Raw genomic sequence first — 18396 nt, forward strand, 5'->3', positions numbered from 1 at the left:
CTCTAGCGAACATCTCGTTTCAAGGTTAAGAATATAGCAGAGCTCCAAACCAAAGCTAGCCAGAACAGCTGTATCCCCAGACCTGATAAATCTATTGAATGCTGAAGCCCTTCATACTCAAAGAGATTTAGGGTAGCCAGATCGGGCAGGTATTTTGCTTCTTTGATAAAAGTTGCCAATAAACGGCTAAGACCAATCAAGAGAGGAAAGAGCACCGACACCGGCACAACCCAAGATTGAAATAGCAAAGCGAGGCCGGCAGTTAAAAAAGCCAGAAAAAGATTGCTGAGAAGACCAAAAAAGCTGTAATAAAGGAATTTCCCCAGTAAGGACCAGCTAAAGTCTAGGTCAAAACGAGCCAGCATAACAAGGAAACAGCTGCCTATCATGATACTATAGAGGATCAAGAGCAGCAAGACCAGAAAAAGGAATTTCCCAGCCAACCAAGCCTTTCTATTTGATACGGTTAGAAAATTCGTTCGCATCCCTGACTTGACAAACTCCTGGGCAAAATAGAGCGAAGTAAAGATGACGATGACAGGCTGCGCCAGATAGAGAGCATGCAAAACCTCGCTCAGAGCCTTCGTCTGGCCAACTGCTGTTTGACTGTAGTCAAGATTCATCAGAAAAAATGGAACGATTACCAGAGCCACCAAGGCTGCACCAAGAGCGAGATAGTAAGAACGGAACTTAATCCATTCACTTCTAAGTAGAGCTTTTATCATCAGTATCGCCCTCCTAAATCCGTCTTCAAAAAGCGCAGAGAGGTCATGCCGCCGATGACTAGTAACCATACGCCAAGTATCAACAGTCCTTGTAAGGGATTGTTGGCATATTGGGAAGTTGGCGTTGCCGCAAACAACTCTCCTGCTGGTTGTGGCAGATAAGCTCCCCAACTCGTGTGAGCAGCTAGGTAGTTTCCTAAATTATAGATTTGGGGTACGAGAAATAGCAGAGGAACTAGCATGGTTCGAGCCAATAAACCTAACAAAAATGAAAGGATTCCCAATAGGGTTAGAGATAAGGTTTTCCACAAAATCAGACTCCAGGCTGTCTGATTGAGCAGAATCGAATCAAGTCCTTCCTTTCCTAAAGCCAGATGCATGACCATATAACTAAAGTAGATTGATAAAAAGCTACTGGCAAGAGAAAAGCAAGCAAAGGTCATGAGTTTCCCCACAAGCAACTTCAGGCGGTTATTACAGGTCAAAAGACTGGTTCTCAAGCTATGAGACTGAAATTCCATAGCTCCCAAAATTCCAGCTAAAATGACCAAAACCATGCCTGCCATAGAGGCACCATTGAGGCCTAGATATTCCAGCGGGTCAATGGCTTCTGCCAGGCCGGGAACCGTCTCAGGCGTGGCATCCAAGCCGACAGATAAATACTGTCGACCCTCCAGCCAGGATACGGCAGGCACCAAGAGCAGCATGAAGGCCATACTCACTTTGAAAGCCTTGGTTGAGCGAATTTTCAACCATTCTGAATGCAATAAAGACATCGTTTCTTTCATCTTAAACCTCCTCTGTCAAATCAAAGAAGATCTCTTCTAGACTGTCTGAATCTTCCAGCACCTCTTCCAATCGTCCCTGCTCAATAATTCGCCCATGATGAATCAAGACTACATCATCTGTCACCATTTGCACCTCTGATAGGATATGAGAAGATAGAAGTACCGTTTTCCCTAAATCAGCCTGCTGACGGATGAACTTTCTAAACCACTTAATCCCACTTGGATCCAGGCCATTAGTCGGCTCATCTAATATAAGAAACTGAGGATCACCCAGCAAAGCTGCGGCCAAACCTAACCGCTGACCTTCTCCCAAAGACAGGCTTGACAAGAGGTCCTTCCTCTTATGAGCGATTCCAGTCATCTCCAAAACCTCATCGATCCGAGACTTGGGAATAGCATTACTCGCCGCAATAATCCTCAGGTGGTCATAAACCTTTCGATTTGGCAGACCGCCAATGCCGTCAAAGGCTGCACCTACCGTTCTGAGCGGATAGGTCATTGACTGATAGGTTTGCCCATCAAAAGTCGCCGTCCCTGCTGTCGCCCGATCTAACCCCAAGAGAATCCTCAAGGTCGAGCTTTTACCAGCACCATTTGGGCCCAGAAAGGCTGTAATCCGCCCGCTTCTAGCTGTAAAAGAAATATCTTCTAAAATCTGCTTGCTGCCATGCTTTTTGCAGACTCCTTCTATTTTCACCATATGTTCCATATTGAACTCCTTTTGATTTTTCTTTAGTATACAGGGGCAAGTTCAGAGAAAGTTCAGACAATAAAAAAACTTGCCTTGCGACAAGTTTCTTTTCTCATTTTTCAACCGCATCCCAGAGCTGACGGATGCTTTTTTTCTGCACGGGATCGACAAAGTGTGGGGCGATTTCTACCAAAGATTGCAAGACAAAAGCTCGCTCAGCCACATAAGGATGAGGAACAATCAAGTCCGGACTGTATAGCTCTTCCTGACCTATGTAAAGAATATCCAGGTCAATCACACGCGGACCCCATTTGATCTCCCGCACGCGCCCTAGATCCGCTTCGATAGCTAGCAGGGTCTGCATTAACTCCTCAGGATTGAGCCAAGTCTCAACTTCAACAACTTGATTGAGAAACGGATCCTGCTCAACGCCACCCCAAGGCTCTGTCTCAATGCGGCTTGATGCCTGCAAAACTCTTATATTTTGCTCTGCTATTTTTTCCAAAGCCGCATCCAGATTGGCAGTTGGGTTGCCTTGATTGCTCCCCAGAGCGATAAAGGCTTTCCGCTTTTGACGTACTAGCTTGACCGAGCAGGTCTCTAAAGGCAGAGGCACCGGTGCCCAAGGCTTCTTGACCTCCAAGCTGACTTTCTGCACCAAAGGATGAGTCAGAAAAATCCGATCAATCAACTTGTAAGCCAGCGTCTCAATCAAGTCCTCCTTGCTTTCCTGACACCAGTGGGTCAAATCCTGAGCTAATTCTCCATAGTGGATAGAAGCTGTTAGGTCGCCTGTTTTGGCAGCCCGAGTCATATCATAGTCCAAAATCAGATCCAGCACAAAACGCTGGCCCAACTCCTTCTCTGCTCCAAACAGACCATGATAAGCATACACTTCCAAATCCTTAATGCGCAGCTGATCCATTTTCTTATCCTTTCTGATTCAAGTTTCTGCATTTTATCCTTGATAAAACTATCTAACCTTTCCTAACATGCTCCACCACTTATAAGATCAATGTCCCATCAGCTTGTAAGCTTCATTTTTCAGATCCTTGTCCGTCGCTAAAACGCCGCGTGCCGCTGTAGTAACCGTTGCAGTGCCAGGCTTTCTGACTCCGCGCATATTCATACACATATGCTCAGCTTCCACCCAGACCAAGGCTCCTTGAGCACCCAGATAGTCCATCAAGGCCTCAGCAATCTCTACGGTCAATCGCTCTTGAATCTGCGGTTTCTTGGCATAGACCTCTACCGTTCGGGCAAGCTTGGACAAGCCTGCTACCCGACCATTAGGCACATAGGCGATATGAACCTTCCCGTAAAATGGCAGGAAATGGTGCTCACACATGGAATGAAAGAAAATATCCTTCTCCACTACCATATTATTGTCAATGATTTCAAAAGACTTGGCCAGATGCTCCTCAGCAGTCTCGCCCAGCCCAGCAAAAATTTCCTGATACATCTTTGCAATGCGCTGTGGCGTCTCCTGCAAGCCTTCGCGGCTTCCGTCTTCTCCAACCGCCTCAATAATCTGGGCAACTGCTACTTCAATTTTCTTCGTGTCCATATATGCTCCTATGTTCATTTTTATTTTTTGATCATTTACTTGACTGAGAAGGACGCTCAGCAAAGTCTAACTCGCGATTCTCAAGGATTGATTTTCTAACCTGAGCCAGAAAATAAAGAGAACCCGTAATCAGCAAAAGCTCATCCGGCTCATGCTCTACTGCTAAATAATCTGATAAATAATCCGGCCATTCTTTGTAAGACAGACCTTGCTGCTCAGCCAAGGCTTGCATGCTCTCTTCAGAAAAACTCCGCGGATCAGCAAAAGCTGTCAAGCTTATAGCAGCTTTGGGAATCTTTTGCAACAGCTCCACCATATCATCCAAGGCTTTGGTTTGGATACAAGCAAATAAAATGTGCTTCTTATAAGTCGGATAATGCTGGTCCAATGTCGCTGCTAGCGACCGCAGGGCATGAGGATTATGGGCTCCATCCAAAAGGATGAGCGGCTGATCCGATATTCTTTCCAAACGCCCTGGCCATACAGCAGCAAGCAAGGCCCTCTCAACCTCTGCTTTTGTCAACAAGGGCAGCGACTGCAACTGGCAGTATAGGTCACACAAGTGCAGAGCCAATCCAGCATTGTCCGCCTGATGCAGTCCCATCAGAGCTGTTTGATACGAGTCTTTGGCCCGATAGACATTCGAAAAGGAAAAGCACTCCCCTTTCTCTGACTCTTGATGTTCCACTTGATAGTCTTGAGACCAAGAAAAGAGCGGAGCATCTTTTTCAGCAGCCTTCTGCTCGACTACTGCCAGAGCCTCTGGCTCTATCCTACCGGTCACAATGGGAACTCCAGGCTTGATAATGCCAGCTTTCTGCTGGGCAATAGCCTCTAGACTGTCCCCCAGCAAGGCCACATGATCCAGACCAACTGTCGTGATAGCAGTCAGTAAGGGCTGACAGACATTGGTACTGTCCAAAAGCCCACCCATGCCGACCTCGATAATAGCCACATCCACCTGCTGCTGGACAAAATAATCATAAGCTAGAGCAGTTACAATCTCAAACTCAGTCACCCCTTGCAAGCTAGAGTCTGTCGCATGCTGGGCCAAAAGCTCTTGGTAAATAGAAAGTAATATCTGAAGGTCTTGGTCGGAGATCGCATTGCCATTAATGGCAATCTGCTCATTGTAGCTGACTAGATAAGGAGAGGTGAAGGTGGCAACCCGCAGGCCGCTCACCTCCAAGAGTTGGCGCAGATGGGCAATGGTTGAGCCCTTGCCATTAGTCCCTGCAATATGAATGACTGGCAGCCGCAAATGTGGATTTCCCCGCAGCTCCAGCAAACGCTCCATCCGCTTCAAGCCAAAATGGGGACTGGCTGTCCGATAGGCTTCCAGCCAGCTTAAATCAGGTAATTCTTGTTTTTTCATCTTACTTGTACTGACCTAGATTGAGATCTTCTGTCTGCTGCGCTAGACGAATCGCATCGCCAACGGCAGCAGCCATCCGGTGCTTAGCCACTTCGTGCACTCTGACAACTTCAACGCCTCTGCTAGCCGCAAGGGTAGTCAGATGGGCTGAAGCTGTATCACGGTTTTCGAAGCCTTCCTGAGTCTCAGGATTGACCTTAAAGCCGTTTTCTTCTAAGATACTAACAAGAAACCGCTTACGAGAAACCCCAAGAAAAATAGGGAAACCAGCCTGATGGAGACTATCCAGCTCCTGCAAAAGGAGAAGATTCTCCCGCTTGGTCAAACCGAAACCAATCCCTGGATCCAGCATGATATTATCACGCGAAAGGCCGGCATGTTCCGCCAACTCCAAAGATTTCTCAAAACACTTCCACATCAGTTCTGTAATTGGCAAGTCTGCAAAAAGAGATAACTCTTCCTTTGCGAAGGCTGGACCAAAGCCAAATTCTGGGAAAATCCTTGAGCTAGCATGTTGAGGACGAGCTATCACCGGATTAAACATGACAATGACTGGCGCGCCATATTTCGCTGCTGTCTCTGCCATCTTTTCATCGCCTAAAAGACCGGTAATATCGTTGATAATATCTGCACCCGCAGCCAAAGCCGCTGCAGCAACTTCCGACTTCCAAGTGTCCACAGAAATCACAATGTCACTTTCCCGACGAATAGCTTCAATGACTGGCACTACCCGCTCTATCTCTTCTTGAATAGCCACAAAATGACTGCCTGGCCGAGTAGACTCACCACCAATATCCAGCATGTGAGCTCCCTCAGCAATCAGCTTTCTAGCCTGAGCCAATGCCGTCTCAACCGTGTTGTAGCGCCCACCATCTGAAAAAGAATCCGGCGTCGCATTAATAATACCACAGAGGCCCGTTCGGCCATCTGGAGCAATTGCTTTTAGATTCACCATTTGACTTTCATCTCATTTCTATTGCTACCCTGCTCTTCAACAAAAAAGGCACACTCATCTAGTGTACCGCAAAGCTCTCAGCAGATGCAGCATTCAGTCCTATGAACTGCACTCGACTTCACAAGAAGACCTTATCTAGTCCCTTGTTTCATTTACCATTTTACCATAATTCTTCTATTTGACAAAACACTTTCTAAAAGCAAAAGGGTAAAAGGCTGAGAATAATCATATTTCGGAGAATATGGGCCAGCATAGACAGCTCCAAACGCTGAAAATAAGGCCTGAGGAGATGGGCAAAGACCAGTCCCAAAACTAGATAGGACAGAAAACACAGAGTTTCCTGAGGATTTTTCGCAAGGGAAAAGCAGAGCAAACCTAGTGCAATCCCCCAGCTCTTCCGATAGCGAAGAGAGGAGCCACTATCAACAAATTTCGGTGCCGCAGGGGATAAAACGGCGATGTCAATCCCCAGAAGCAAAAGAGAAGATGACAGAAAACTCTCCGTCAGCATCTGATCCACCGCCTGGCCCGACTGCACCTCCTTACCACACAGCAGAAGAACCCCCACAGCATTGACCAAAATCATCAAAAAATACAAGAAAAGCAAGTTTCGATAGTTGCTTGACTGACGCAGAGAACCTTTGATTTCCTGCAGTTCTCTGGAAAAATAAAAGGCGCAACAAAAAAGCAACCCCAGCAAGCCCACCATAAAAAGCAGATTAGCCTGACTAAAGACCAAGCGATGAGGCATTGGATGAATCATGAGCAGCAGTCCCGTCTGAGTCAACATAGCCAGTAGTAACAATTGGATGATTTTCTCTAATTTCAGCATATTCTCTCCATTCTTCTCTTATCATTATAGAAGAAGTAAGAGCAAGCTGGGGGAAATCCCCTCAAATGTCCTAATTTGTGCCTCAAATGACAAAAAAGCAGATATTCTCTGCTTTCCTACTTGTTCACCAAACCTGTCAGTATCATGATGAGTACTGCAACTCCATTTCTCAGCATGTGTGCCAAAATAGACATTTCCAAACGCTTAAATATGTAAGCAACCGCGGCTAAAACAGCACCCATACCTGCATAGATAACAAAACTGCCGATATTGGTTGGACCATGAAAAAGACCGAAAAGAATGACTCCTACAACCAATCCCCAAACATAATGCTTGGTAAAAATCTTCTGAGGAATCAAGCCGCGAAAGACTACTTCCTCCAAGATAGGAGCCTGAATCACAGCACCTACCACTAATAGAATCTTGGGTACATGCTGAAATAATTCATTCAAGGCATCCTGATTAGCAGTGGATATGGCCTGACCTTCCAGCAGCATGATAATTGCTCCCAGCATGTTGACGCCAATCATGACAACATTAGAAACAGCTAACCAGCCAAACGAAGACCATTTGAAAAAGCTAAAGTCTAAGCTCAGCAGTTCTTCTTGCTTAGCCATTCTCAGAACAAAAAAGACAATCAAAAGATATACCACCAGCACAAAGATAGTCTGTCCAGCTGAAAAATTCTTCTCAGAAGCAGTCATCTGTCGGATAAATATAAATGGTATCTGGCTGAGAAATAAGACAAACAGAGTCAGTAGAATGTACTCTAATTTTTTTAGAATTGCTTTCATATCTTCCTCCTTTTCCTTCCTAGTATAGCTCAATTTTCTTATTTTGTATAGACAATTCTTAACTGCAAGCATTTCATATATCACGTATTGAGAGCCAATACTGATAGTGACTATGAGAACGAATCGCTCAATGTTTTCAAGGGCAACAACCAAGAAAATCCTTTCTTAAAGCATATAAAAAGCCCAGTCAAACTGAGCTTTTGGATTTATTGATTTTTGAAACGTTCGACATCACGCGCGATGACCAATTCTTCGTCAGTCGGGATAACCAAGACTTTGACCTTGGCATCAGGACTGGAAATCACGCCTTCTGCACCACGCACATTCTTTTCTGGGTCTACATCACAGCCAAACCAAGAAATACCATTAATAACCAATTCACGAATGGTCACAGAATTTTCACCAATTCCTGCGGTAAAGATGATAGCATCAGCTCCATTCAAAACAGCAAGATACTGACCAATGTATTTTTGAATCCGATCGACAAAAATATCGTTGGCTAATTGAGCCTTGGCATCACCTGCCCGCATCGCCTCATGGATATCACGCATATCACTTGACTTCTCAGAAACTCCAAGCAAGCCAGATTCACGATTCAAAACGCGGCTAATATCTTCGGGAGTATTAAAGTCATCTGTGTATTGCATCAGGTAAGGAATGATAGCTGGGTCGATATCCCCAGTCCGCGTTCCCATCATGACACCGCCAAGTGGTGTGAATCCCATAGAAGTATCTACAGAAACGCCCTTGTCTACTGCTGTGATAGAAGCTCCGTTACCAATATGGCAAGTGATAAGTTTGAGTTCTTCAATTGGACGTCCCAAAATTTTAGCAGCTTCCTTGGCTACATACTCATGGCTAGTACCGTGAGCTCCGTACTTGCGGACCTTGTTTTCAGTGTAATATTTAGTCGGAATCGGATAGCGATATGCTTTTTCCGGCATAGTTGTATGGAAAGAGGTGTCAAAGACCACCACGCTGGTAATGTCTGGCAGAATTTCTCTAAAAGCACGGATGCCTGCAGCGTTGGCTGGATTATGCAATGGAGCCAGAAGAGACAACTCCTCTACCTTTTGAATCACTTCTTCATCAACGAGAGCTGAATCCTTAAAGTATTCACCGCCAGCCACAACACGATGGCCCACACCGGTAATTTCATCATAAGATTCAATGATATTAAAGCGTTTCAAATCATCCAGCAAAATTTTTACGGCCTGCGTGTGATCTGCAATATCAAGAACCTGCTTCTCTGACCGACCATCAAACTTCACTGTTGAAATAGAATCCTTGAGACCAATCCGTTCCAGCAAGCCCTTAGCCAAGACCTTTTCTTCCGGCATCAAGTAGAGTTGCCATTTTAAGCTTGAGCTTCCTGCATTAATAGAAATTGTTTTCGACATTTCTTCACCTCTTTAAGCGTTTTCAAAATCATTATATCAAAATTTTGTTTGAATTTCACTATCTTTGTACCAGTTTTGAAAACTTTGACGGAATTTAAACATTTCATCATGATCCTGCAAATCCCGAAGAGGATAGATAAAGGGCTGAATGTTATTCGCTTCTTGCTTCCTCAAGACAAAAAGAGTTTTGGCATGCTTGCTGCTTGAGAAAATAGATTCTGGTAAGGTTATCATCGCAATAAACTGAGCCTTGGCTAGGAGCCATTTTTTCAGAAGAGGAGCTTGAGCGCTGGTCAAGAGATCATTTGGCGCCAGAAATATAGCATAACCACCTGGCTTCAGATATTTGAGCGATTGCTCCATCAGGAGATGATGGGCATAAGTGTGCTCATCCGGACTAGCCACTTCATAGCGAGAGGCGATACTGTCGTCTGGATAATAACCGACCGGTAAATCACTGATAATGATATCACTCTCTTTCAGAACCTGAGGCCGAACCGCATCACCCTGAGCAAAGTGAGCCTTAGAGTTCATAACCTCTGCAATGCTGGCAGAAAGGTCAATTAATAAATCATCTAGCTCCAGACCTAAGTAGTCTATCTTCTTTTGGGTATGATTGAGAATAGTCTCAGCTAAATTTCCTGTTCCGCTGCCGATTTCTAATACATCAACTTCCTCTCCGTGAGCCAGCTGGTCCAGCAGGAAAGTAATCAAAAAACCAATTGTATCAGGTGTGAATTGATGATTGACCTGCATGGGCTCCGTCTGGGCAGCCTTCATCAAGATAAACTGATAAGCTCTCCGCCACTCTTCCTTGGTCAAATGCAGAGCGCGGATTTTTTCATCTTTGGTCAGAACCTCTTGTAAATCAGTATCTCCATCTAGGTAAATGCCATTCTGCTCAATCAGAGCATCGTAAAAATTGGTCGCCAGAGCGTTTTGGATATTCTGGACGTTTTCGAGAATCAGAGTATAAGCTTGTTCTATCTTTTCAAAATTCATGGAATCCTCCGTTCATCCTATCATACCAAAAATAAGGCCCCTTTCCAAGATATATAAAATTACAAAGATTTTACAGTTATATTAGTCCGACTTACCAGCTTTGTCCGAAACCGCTCTCTCCTTTTTGTCAGTTGCTTTCTTGTCTTCCTTAGCTTTATCCTCATCCTTCTTAGAAATGACAAAAGTAAAAGAATAGGAATGACCGCTGCTGAGCCGACTGCTGATTTCCAGTTCCTTCCCTTCCTTACGGTAGGCCGCCTTGCCTTGCTCAAACTCCATCTCACCGCTATCATCCTTGGCTGTAGCTTTTGTCAGAACTGCCATTGCATAGGCTTCCGTCCTTTCCCTGTTGAAAAGCTGCAAACGCTGACTGCTGACTTGACGGTTGAGATAAAACTGCAGGAGCAGGCTAAAGACAGCAGCCATCAATAGCGCATACAGTAAAATACCCGCCTTAACTTTCTTCTTCCACACGATAGACGAACTCCCTCTCTAAGCCTTTTTCAAAGCGAAAATGAAGATGGACAAGCTTACCGTCCTGACGCACATCAGCTGCTTCCAAACCATAAATCATCGGCTGGTAGCCGCGACCACTCTTATCTGTTTTACGGAAATCATCGCCCTTAGATTTACCCAAGGCCAGGTCCCTGCCATCTTGTCTGATGTAGATTTTATTGTCTTCTACCTTGTCAAATTGACTTCGCGAAAGCTCCGTCTCCAGTTGGTCGGTAAACAAAAGCCACTCTTGCTGCTGATTGTTTTCCTGCTGATGCAGTTCTGAAGATAAGAGCTGGGTCATGGCCTGAAAGACTAACACACCGCCACTGAGAACCAGCAAGGCTACTAAAGCCTCCAAGAGAGTAAAGGCCTTGACTTTAAGGTTTTTGGACACGAATAACTACCTCCCCTTCGTGATAGACCAGCAGCTGCTTATCTGTCTTAAGCTGACGCACTGCAATTCCATTGATATGAAGCTCTTCTTGTCCTGTTTGCAGGGCCATACGAGCTACCCGAAGCACCTCTTCCTGCTGCAGAAGGATCTGCTGCTCCTTACGAGACTGGCTAATCTGTCCCAGAAGCAGACTGGCAATAGCCGCAAAAATTGCCATGGCAACCAGAGCTTCCAGCAGAATGCTAGCCTGAAGCCGTTGTCTTTTTAAACTTGCCATTTCCCATATAAAGCTGGTAAACAACTGTCCTGTCCTCCGTCTGAAAAGTAATTTTGCTGAGTGATGAATTCCCACCGGATCGGTCAAACTGAATGACCTGCTGCTCATGTTCCTGCAAAGTTTGTGGAAAGTCCAGCTCTTGATAGCCATTGGAAATCTGACGTCCTGAAATCTTGAGAGAAAGCTTCTCATGACCGGCTAAGCTCAACCTCTGCGTCTCCTGGTAGAGCCTCTCAAACTCTAAAAAGAAGAGTTGCTCTTGAACCTGATTGAAACCAGCCCTGACCGAGCCAGACAAGCCCAGTAAGAGAAAACTCACAACAAAAAGAACGAGGAGACTTTCCAGCAGTGTAAAAGCCTTAATTGGCAACCGCTTGAGTTTCGCCACTGTGTTTTCCATAGTAAGTCTTATAAGAATCTGCCTGTTTCTGGCTGATATTTCCTGCGCTGACTAGCTTGCTCAGACTAGCCTTTTCATTGGTATTCTTCAGTTCATACAGCTCCGCCTGGCTTTCTACTACCTTGACTACCGCTGCAGTTCCTGTATCTGAAACAGCATCTTTTTGCTTGGTCAGATTAGGCACAAAGAGCAGCAAGAGAACGCTGATAACTAGCAAGACAATCAGCATTTCCACAAGGGTAAATGCTTGAACTTTTAAGGTATTAAGTTTTTTCATTACAAATGAACCTCCATATTCTGATAAATGGGCAAGAGCATTGCCGCATAAAGTAAAACAATCACTAAGGCAACAAAAATAAATACTAGGGGCTGAATGAAATTCATGGCTCGATTGATACGTAGGAAAAATTCCTCCCAAGTCTTTTCAGCATAGACTTCCAGTTCACTCCCCAACTTGGACTTGACCTCACCATACTCGATCATCAGGGACAATTCTTTCTTAAAGAAAGGGTAGCTTGCCACCTTGTCCGCATAGCCCTGACCGCCCTGCAAAGCTGCCGCCATATCTTCTCCGATTTCTTTAAAGAGCTGGGAAGGCTGCTCCTGCATAATCGCAAAAATCTGACTCAGTTCCAAGCCCTGGCCAATCATATTTCCCCATTCACGAGCATAATAAGCTGTCAAGTAAGCCTGTACCAAACGTCCAAAAAAGGGCAGAGCTGCTAGTTTGCTGAAAAAACGAATCTTGGAAGACTTTCGATAGTAAAAGAGAGCCACTGAAACCAAGGCGGCCCAAGCAAGGCTGCTCCACAAAAAAATCTGAGGCAGGTGATTAATCAGCTGAGTAGCTAGATTCTGGCTGTCTAATTGAGGCAGAAGATAGTTGCGTAATCCCAACATGATAAGGACCAAAAAGCCCAGCAGCATGAGAGGATAGGTCCCTACCTCTATCAATTTTTTCTTAACCTTGGACAGATTTTCCAGATAGGTCTCAATCTTGCCCAGACTAAGTGTCAGATTGCCATGTAGCTCAGATAAGGACAGCTGGGTTACAACGCTGTCGGAAAATCCCAGTCGACTGACAATCTCTGAAAAGGACTGACCAGCTGACAAGCCTGCCCGCATTTCAGTGACATATACTTCCTCCAGCAAGGCACTTCGTCTCAGAAAGTCTACAATCTCTGTTAAGTGAAAACCGCTGCTAAAGAGATTATGAAAGAGCTCAATAATCTTTTTCTGCTTAGGCGTAGACAATTTTTTCGGTCTGCCTTTGCTCAGCACTGATATGTCCTTCTGCAAAAAGCTGATCAATCTGCTGATTCCAGACTTCGGCTTCGTGCTCTTGATAGTTTTGACTGACAAAATCAACGACACCTCCTCCCCCAATTAAACGCTGGTAACAAACACCTTGCAGCACCATTCTTAGCTCATCCTCGCTAACGCCCAATTCCAAAAGCCGCTCATAGACACCGCGAACACTCTTGGCATGAATCGTTGAAAAGACCGTAGCTCCGGTCAGACTTGCCCGAACCACTGCCCTAGCTGTCTCTCGATCACGGATTTCCCCGATAATCAAGAGATCAGGACGATGTCGCAGAGACAGCTTAATCAGACTGTCATAAGTCATGCCAATGGTTTCGTTCAGCTGCAGCTGCAGCATAGCCTCTTGCTTAATCTCAACCGGATCTTCAATCGACATAACCTGCTGACCAGAAAATTTGAGCTGAGCCAAATGGTACATCAAGGTCGTCTTGCCGCTGCCGACCGGACCCGAGAAAAGATAGAGACCGCGAGCCTGAATTTTCTTTCGCAGCTCCGGCAATTGCTCAAACCAAAAGCGCAGCTCCCTGTCTTCGTCATGAAGGAGTCGGATAACCAGACTTTCAAAACCACGGTAATCCCCAACTGTCGACAGCCGGATTGAAACCTTGGCTTCCTCACAGTCATAATCGCAAGACCCCAGCTGACTGCGGCGCTTCTCTCCAACATTCATACCTGCGACAAACTTAAAATGGCTGATAACAGCTGACAGAATCTCAAAATCATAAGTCTTTATAAAGCGGCGTTCATCACCGATTCTCATATAAAGCTCATAGCAAGTAGTCTTAGGAATGAGGTAAATATCCTGCGCTCCTTCTTGCCGAGCCTGCCTAATCATTTCTTTTGCAATTTCTTGAACCATACATCCTCCTCACCTTACTATTCGCAAAAAATCCAGAAAAAGAAAAAACAGCGGAAGAAACTTAACTTCTAACAAGTTAGGTCTCTTCTGCTGCTCTATTATCAGATTTGCAAAATATATTCTATCGATTTAAAGAGGCTTAGCGGATTTTAGTTTGACTGAGCAAGCTCGGTGCTTTTCAAGGCCGTTCTGCTTAGTATAGCCTGGCCGATACTTGCTCTTAGGAATCTTGCATTCATTCTCCAGCAAAAACAGCGAATGATACTGCTGAACATCCTCATCGCACTCCTCGCACCATCGCTGATCCTCCGGATCCCAAAAAATTGTCATTAAATCACTGCGGCTCTTATACAAAGGTGACTGCTCTTCCATTTGCAGCCAGCGGCTTTTATAATACTTAAGGGCTTCATAATAATCATCAAACTGCTTCTTTGCAACGATATCATCTTCCCAGCCATCTAGGAACCACCACGGTTCATAGTCCCCGTACATCTCAATTACACAATACATACTCGTCCTCTCTTTGTACCGTATATTATATATAAATTCCTTTGATAACAAAACTATTTTGCTCAAAATCAGAAAACAAGAATTTTATTGGAACGGAAGCAAGCAGATTACTCTTCATAATATGAAGAGTAATCTCATGGATAGTGTTCTTAACCATGCAAACAAATAGTGTCAGACCATTTATACATAAGACAGATTTATCAGCATCTTTCATATTATAGGCTATATTAAGGTTAATTGATTCAACTCTATTCTTTAAGTTTTTACGAAGTCAAAATGCACTTCATAAAAAAGTCCTATCTTCACCTGGAGATAGGACTTTTTTATTAGTTCATATTAGTAGATGTAATATCTACATTTTCCTCTATATAAGGAGCTTCGTCGATAATTTCAACTTCATTGACAGCCTGAGGCTCCAGATTGCGGTAGCGGGCCATACCTGTACCGGCCGGGATAATCTTACCGATGATAACATTTTCCTTAAGGCCAAGGAGATGATCTTTCTTACCACGGATAGCAGCATCTGTCAGGACACGAGTTGTTTCCTGGAAGGAAGCTGCAGACAGGAAGCTGTTGGTTTCAAGGGAAGCTTTGGTAATTCCCATGAGGACTGGACGAGCTGTCGCAGGTACACCACCTGAGATAACCACATCACGGTTAGCATCTGTAAAGTCTGTAATATCCATGAGAGTTCCCATGAGGAGATCTGTATCACCTGGATCCATGACGCGCACCTTGCGAATCATCTGACGAACCATTACCTCGATATGTTTGTCGCCGATTTCTACCCCTTGGCTGCGGTAAACTTTTTGTACCTCAGCAAGCAGGTAAGTTTCAACAGACAAGACATCGCGGACAGCCAGCAAGTGTTTAGGCTGGATAGAACCTTCAGTCAAGGCAGCACCACGAGAAACTTGGTCACCCACTTCAACCTTCATGCGGGCTGTAAATGGTACCACATATTCACCTTCGCCAGTTTGGCCTTTAACAAAGACCTTCTTGGTACGAGTAGATGCATCTTCTTCGATAGCAGTAACTTCACCCTTGACTTCAGTGATGACCGCTTCCCCTTTCGGATTACGGGCTTCAAAGATTTCTTGGACACGAGGAAGACCTTGCGTGATATCGGTATTAGAGGCAACACCACCCGTGTGGAAGGTACGCATGGTCAGCTGTGTACCAGGTTCCCCGATAGATTGAGCAGCGATGGTTCCGACTGCTTCACCGACTTCAACCGCATCACCAGTTGCCAAGTTGATACCGTAACAATGACGGCAGACACCGTGGCGGGTGTTACATGTAAAGACAGAGCGGATTGTCACTTCTTCAACACCAGCATTAACGATTTCACGTGCCTTATCTTCTGTGATCAATTCATTTGGACCAATGATAACCGCACCAGTTTCTGGATGTTTAACCGTCTTCTTAGTGTAACGACCATTGAGACGCTCTTCCAGAGACTCAATCATTTCCTTGCCTTCTGTGATAGAAGTGATGAGCAAGCCGCGATCTGTACCACAGTCATCTTCACGGATAATCACATCTTGGGCAACGTCAACCAGACGACGAGTCAGGTAACCTGAGTCGGCAGTCTTAAGGGCCGTATCTGTCATACCCTTACGAGCACCGTGGGTTGAGAAGAACATTTCCAGAACGGACAGACCTTCACGGAAGTTAGACAAGATTGGCAATTCCATGATACGTCCATTTGGCGCAGCCATCAGACCACGCATACCGGCCAACTGGGAGAAGTTAGAGATGTTACCCCGCGCTCCAGAGTCCATCATCATAACGATAGGGTTCTTCGGATCCTGGTTGGCAACCAGACGTTTTTCCAATTTCTCACGAGCTGCCCGCCACTCAGCAGTAACTGCATTGTAGCGTTCATCGTCAGTGATCATACCACGGCGGAATTGTTTAGTAATTTGTTCAACACGCTTGTGGGATTCTTCAATAATCTCAGCCTTGTCTTCGACAACTGGGATATCAGCGATACCCACTGTCAGACCAGCCAAAGTAGAATGGTGATAACCCAAGTTCTTCAAGCGGTCAAGAAGAGCAGATGTTTCTGTTGTACGGAAGCGTTTGAAGATTTCTGCGATAATGTTCCCCAGATTTTTCTTCTTAAACGGAACATTGATCTCAAGCTGTTCAATGACTTCCTTGATGTCTTGTCCTGACTCCAAGAAGTACTTAGCTGGCACACCTTCTGTCAAGTTAGCATTAGTTGGCTCTTGCAGATAAGGCAATTCCTCTGGCATGATTGCGTTAAAGAGAATTTTACCAACAGTTGTAATCAAAATCTTATGCTTCTGGTCTTCTGTCCAAGGCTTATTAAGACTATCGGTTGCAATACCAACACGAGTATGCAAGTGAACATAGCCGTTACGGAGAGCCATCACCGCTTCATCCATATCCTTGAAAATCATGCCTTCGCCTTCGCGGCCAGCCTCTTCCATGGTTAGGTAGTAGTTCCCCAAGACCATATCCTGAGATGGTGTTACAACTGGTTTACCATCTTTCGGATTCAAGATGTGCTCAGCAGCCAGCATGAGGATACGAGCTTCAGCTTGGGCTTCCTCTGACAATGGTACGTGGATGGCCATTTGGTCACCGTCAAAGTCGGCATTGTAGGCTTCACAGACCAGCGGATGCAAACGCAAAGCTTTACCGTCAATCAGCACTGGCTCGAAGGCCTGAATTCCCAAACGGTGAAGGGTCGGTGCGCGGTTGAGAAGCACTGGGTGTTCCTTGATCACTTCTTCCAGAATATCCCAGATACGCTCATCTCCACGCTCTACCAAGCGTTTGGCAGCTTTAACGTTCTGCACGATATCGCGAGCAACGATTTCCCGCATGACAAACGGCTTGAAGAGCTCAATCGCCATTTCACGCGGCACACCACATTGATACATTTTCAATGTAGGACCAACGGCAATAACGGAACGACCTGAGAAGTCAACCCGTTTACCCAGCAAGTTTTGACGGAAGCGGCCTTGCTTCCCTTTGAGCATGTGGCTCAGAGACTTGAGTGGTCGGCTGCCTGGTCCCGTGATTGGACGACCACGACGACCGTTATCAATCAAAGCGTCAACCGCTTCTTGAAGCATCCGCTTCTCGTTTTGAACGATAATACCAGGGGCGTTGAGTTCCAGCAAGCGAGCCAAACGGTTGTTCCGGTTGATAACACGGCGATAGAGATCATTAAGGTCAGAAGCCGCAAAACGACCACCGTCCAGCTGAACCATTGGACGCAAATCTGGCGGAATAACCGGCAGGATATTGAGGACCATCCATTCTGGCTTATTGCCAGACTTGTAGAAGGCGTCCAAAACATCCAAGCGACGGACAGCCTTGATCCGTTTTTGACCTGAAGCAGTTTTCAATTCTTCTTTGAGGACAGCAATCTCAGCTTCCAAGTCCACTTGTTTCAAGAGGTCTTGAATAGCTTCGGCTCCCATTTTGGCTACAAATGAGCCTGCGCCGTACTCGCGTAAACGCTCACGGTACTCACGCTCCGTCATGATGGACTTGTGCTCTAGCGGTGTATCCTTAGGGTCAATCACCACATAAGCCGCAAAATAAATGACTTCTTCCAAGGCACGTGGGCTCATATCCAAAGTGAGCCCCATGCGGCTTGGAATTCCTTTAAAGTACCAAATATGTGAAACAGGAGCCTTCAATTCGATGTGGCCCATACGCTCACGGCGAACCTTGGCGCGGGTTACTTCAACACCACAGCGGTCACAGACGATTCCTTTGTAACGAATCCGTTTGTATTTACCACAGGCACATTCCCAGTCCTTGGTTGGACCGAAGATCACTTCGTCAAAAAGACCTTCGCGTTCTGGTTTCAGGGTTCGGTAATTGATTGTTTCAGGTTTCTTCACTTCCCCATAAGACCATGAACGGACCTTATTTGGAGAAGCTAGGGTGATTTGCATACTTTTAAAACGATTTACATCAACCACTATTTCTTACCTTTCTTCATTTTCTAATCAGTGTG

20 protein-coding genes are annotated in these 18396 nt (G+C 45.4%); all 20 read right to left on the minus strand.

All coding sequences use genetic code 11. From position 1 onward, the window contains the following. Positions 1–2 precede the first annotated feature (2 nt). The gene (locus AX677_RS03865) at positions 3–725 is read right to left on the minus strand and encodes a lantibiotic ABC transporter permease (RefSeq protein WP_060976230.1); all 723 of its coding nucleotides are present in this window, start codon (positions 723–725) and stop codon (positions 3–5) included. Further along, the gene (locus AX677_RS03870) at positions 725–1513 is read right to left on the minus strand and encodes a lantibiotic ABC transporter permease (RefSeq protein WP_060976231.1); all 789 of its coding nucleotides are present in this window, start codon (positions 1511–1513) and stop codon (positions 725–727) included. Before AX677_RS03870 ends, AX677_RS03865 begins: the two co-directional genes overlap by 1 nt. Position 1514: 1 nt before the next feature. Next, positions 1515–2222 (minus strand): ABC transporter ATP-binding protein, encoded by a 708-nt coding sequence (locus AX677_RS03875; RefSeq protein WP_060976232.1) that lies wholly within the window; start codon positions 2220–2222, stop codon positions 1515–1517. A 94-nt stretch (positions 2223–2316) separates the two neighbouring features. After that, the gene (gene folK, locus AX677_RS03880) at positions 2317–3129 is read right to left on the minus strand and encodes a 2-amino-4-hydroxy-6-hydroxymethyldihydropteridine diphosphokinase (RefSeq protein WP_060976233.1); all 813 of its coding nucleotides are present in this window, start codon (positions 3127–3129) and stop codon (positions 2317–2319) included. 87 nt (positions 3130–3216) lie between these two features. After that, positions 3217–3771: a GTP cyclohydrolase I FolE gene (folE, locus tag AX677_RS03885; RefSeq protein WP_032913027.1), complete on the minus strand. Its 555-nt coding sequence runs from the start codon at positions 3769–3771 to the stop codon at positions 3217–3219. A gap of 31 nt (positions 3772–3802) precedes the next feature. Beyond that, positions 3803–5146 (minus strand): folylpolyglutamate synthase/dihydrofolate synthase family protein, encoded by a 1344-nt coding sequence (locus AX677_RS03890; RefSeq protein ID WP_060976234.1) that lies wholly within the window; start codon positions 5144–5146, stop codon positions 3803–3805. Position 5147: 1 nt separating this feature from the next. Then, positions 5148–6101: a dihydropteroate synthase gene (gene folP / locus AX677_RS03895; RefSeq protein WP_060976235.1), complete on the minus strand. Its 954-nt coding sequence runs from the start codon at positions 6099–6101 to the stop codon at positions 5148–5150. 193 nt (positions 6102–6294) lie between these two features. Continuing rightward, the gene (locus tag AX677_RS03900) at positions 6295–6933 is read right to left on the minus strand and encodes a CPBP family glutamic-type intramembrane protease (protein WP_060976236.1); all 639 of its coding nucleotides are present in this window, start codon (positions 6931–6933) and stop codon (positions 6295–6297) included. A gap of 116 nt (positions 6934–7049) precedes the next feature. After that, positions 7050–7799, minus strand: coding sequence for a CPBP family intramembrane glutamic endopeptidase (locus tag AX677_RS03905; protein ID WP_060976248.1), 750 nt, complete (start codon positions 7797–7799; stop codon positions 7050–7052). A gap of 134 nt (positions 7800–7933) precedes the next feature. Beyond that, on the minus strand, positions 7934–9127 hold the full coding sequence (locus tag AX677_RS03910; RefSeq protein WP_060976237.1) for an acetate kinase: 1194 nt from the start codon (positions 9125–9127) through the stop codon (positions 7934–7936). 36 nt (positions 9128–9163) lie between these two features. Beyond that, on the minus strand, positions 9164–10129 hold the full coding sequence (locus tag AX677_RS03915) for a class I SAM-dependent methyltransferase (RefSeq protein WP_060976238.1): 966 nt from the start codon (positions 10127–10129) through the stop codon (positions 9164–9166). An 81-nt stretch (positions 10130–10210) separates the two neighbouring features. Beyond that, a complete protein-coding gene (comGG, locus tag AX677_RS03920; protein ID WP_060976239.1) occupies positions 10211–10603 on the minus strand; it encodes a competence type IV pilus minor pilin ComGG in 393 nt (130 codons plus the stop codon). Further along, positions 10584–11021, minus strand: a complete 438-nt coding sequence (gene comGF / locus AX677_RS03925) for a competence type IV pilus minor pilin ComGF (protein ID WP_002927109.1) — start codon at positions 11019–11021, stop codon at positions 10584–10586. Before comGF ends, comGG begins: the two co-directional genes overlap by 20 nt. Then, positions 11005–11298 (minus strand): competence type IV pilus minor pilin ComGE, encoded by a 294-nt coding sequence (gene comGE, locus AX677_RS03930; RefSeq protein ID WP_002898637.1) that lies wholly within the window; start codon positions 11296–11298, stop codon positions 11005–11007. Before comGE ends, comGF begins: the two co-directional genes overlap by 17 nt. After that, positions 11264–11698, minus strand: a complete 435-nt coding sequence (gene comGD, locus AX677_RS03935) for a competence type IV pilus minor pilin ComGD (protein ID WP_060976240.1) — start codon at positions 11696–11698, stop codon at positions 11264–11266. The genes comGE and comGD overlap by 35 nt, the downstream gene beginning before the upstream one ends. Next, complete coding sequence (gene comGC, locus AX677_RS03940; protein WP_060976241.1) at positions 11658–11975, minus strand: competence type IV pilus major pilin ComGC; 318 nt, start codon at positions 11973–11975, stop codon at positions 11658–11660. The genes comGD and comGC overlap by 41 nt, the downstream gene beginning before the upstream one ends. Next, positions 11975–13009, minus strand: coding sequence for a competence type IV pilus assembly protein ComGB (comGB, locus tag AX677_RS03945; protein ID WP_269450183.1), 1035 nt, complete (start codon positions 13007–13009; stop codon positions 11975–11977). The genes comGC and comGB overlap by 1 nt, the downstream gene beginning before the upstream one ends. Continuing rightward, on the minus strand, positions 12939–13880 hold the full coding sequence (comGA, locus tag AX677_RS03950; protein WP_060976242.1) for a competence type IV pilus ATPase ComGA: 942 nt from the start codon (positions 13878–13880) through the stop codon (positions 12939–12941). The genes comGB and comGA overlap by 71 nt, the downstream gene beginning before the upstream one ends. Positions 13881–14009: 129 nt before the next feature. Next, complete coding sequence (locus tag AX677_RS03955; RefSeq protein WP_060976243.1) at positions 14010–14390, minus strand: DUF1033 family protein; 381 nt, start codon at positions 14388–14390, stop codon at positions 14010–14012. A gap of 326 nt (positions 14391–14716) precedes the next feature. Next, on the minus strand, positions 14717–18361 hold the full coding sequence (gene rpoC, locus AX677_RS03960) for a DNA-directed RNA polymerase subunit beta' (protein ID WP_082730225.1): 3645 nt from the start codon (positions 18359–18361) through the stop codon (positions 14717–14719). Positions 18362–18396 lie beyond the last annotated feature (35 nt).

This window comes from Streptococcus sp. CCH8-C6, from assembly GCF_001557225.1.
Taxonomy (GTDB): Bacteria; Bacillota; Bacilli; order Lactobacillales; family Streptococcaceae; genus Streptococcus; species Streptococcus sanguinis_C.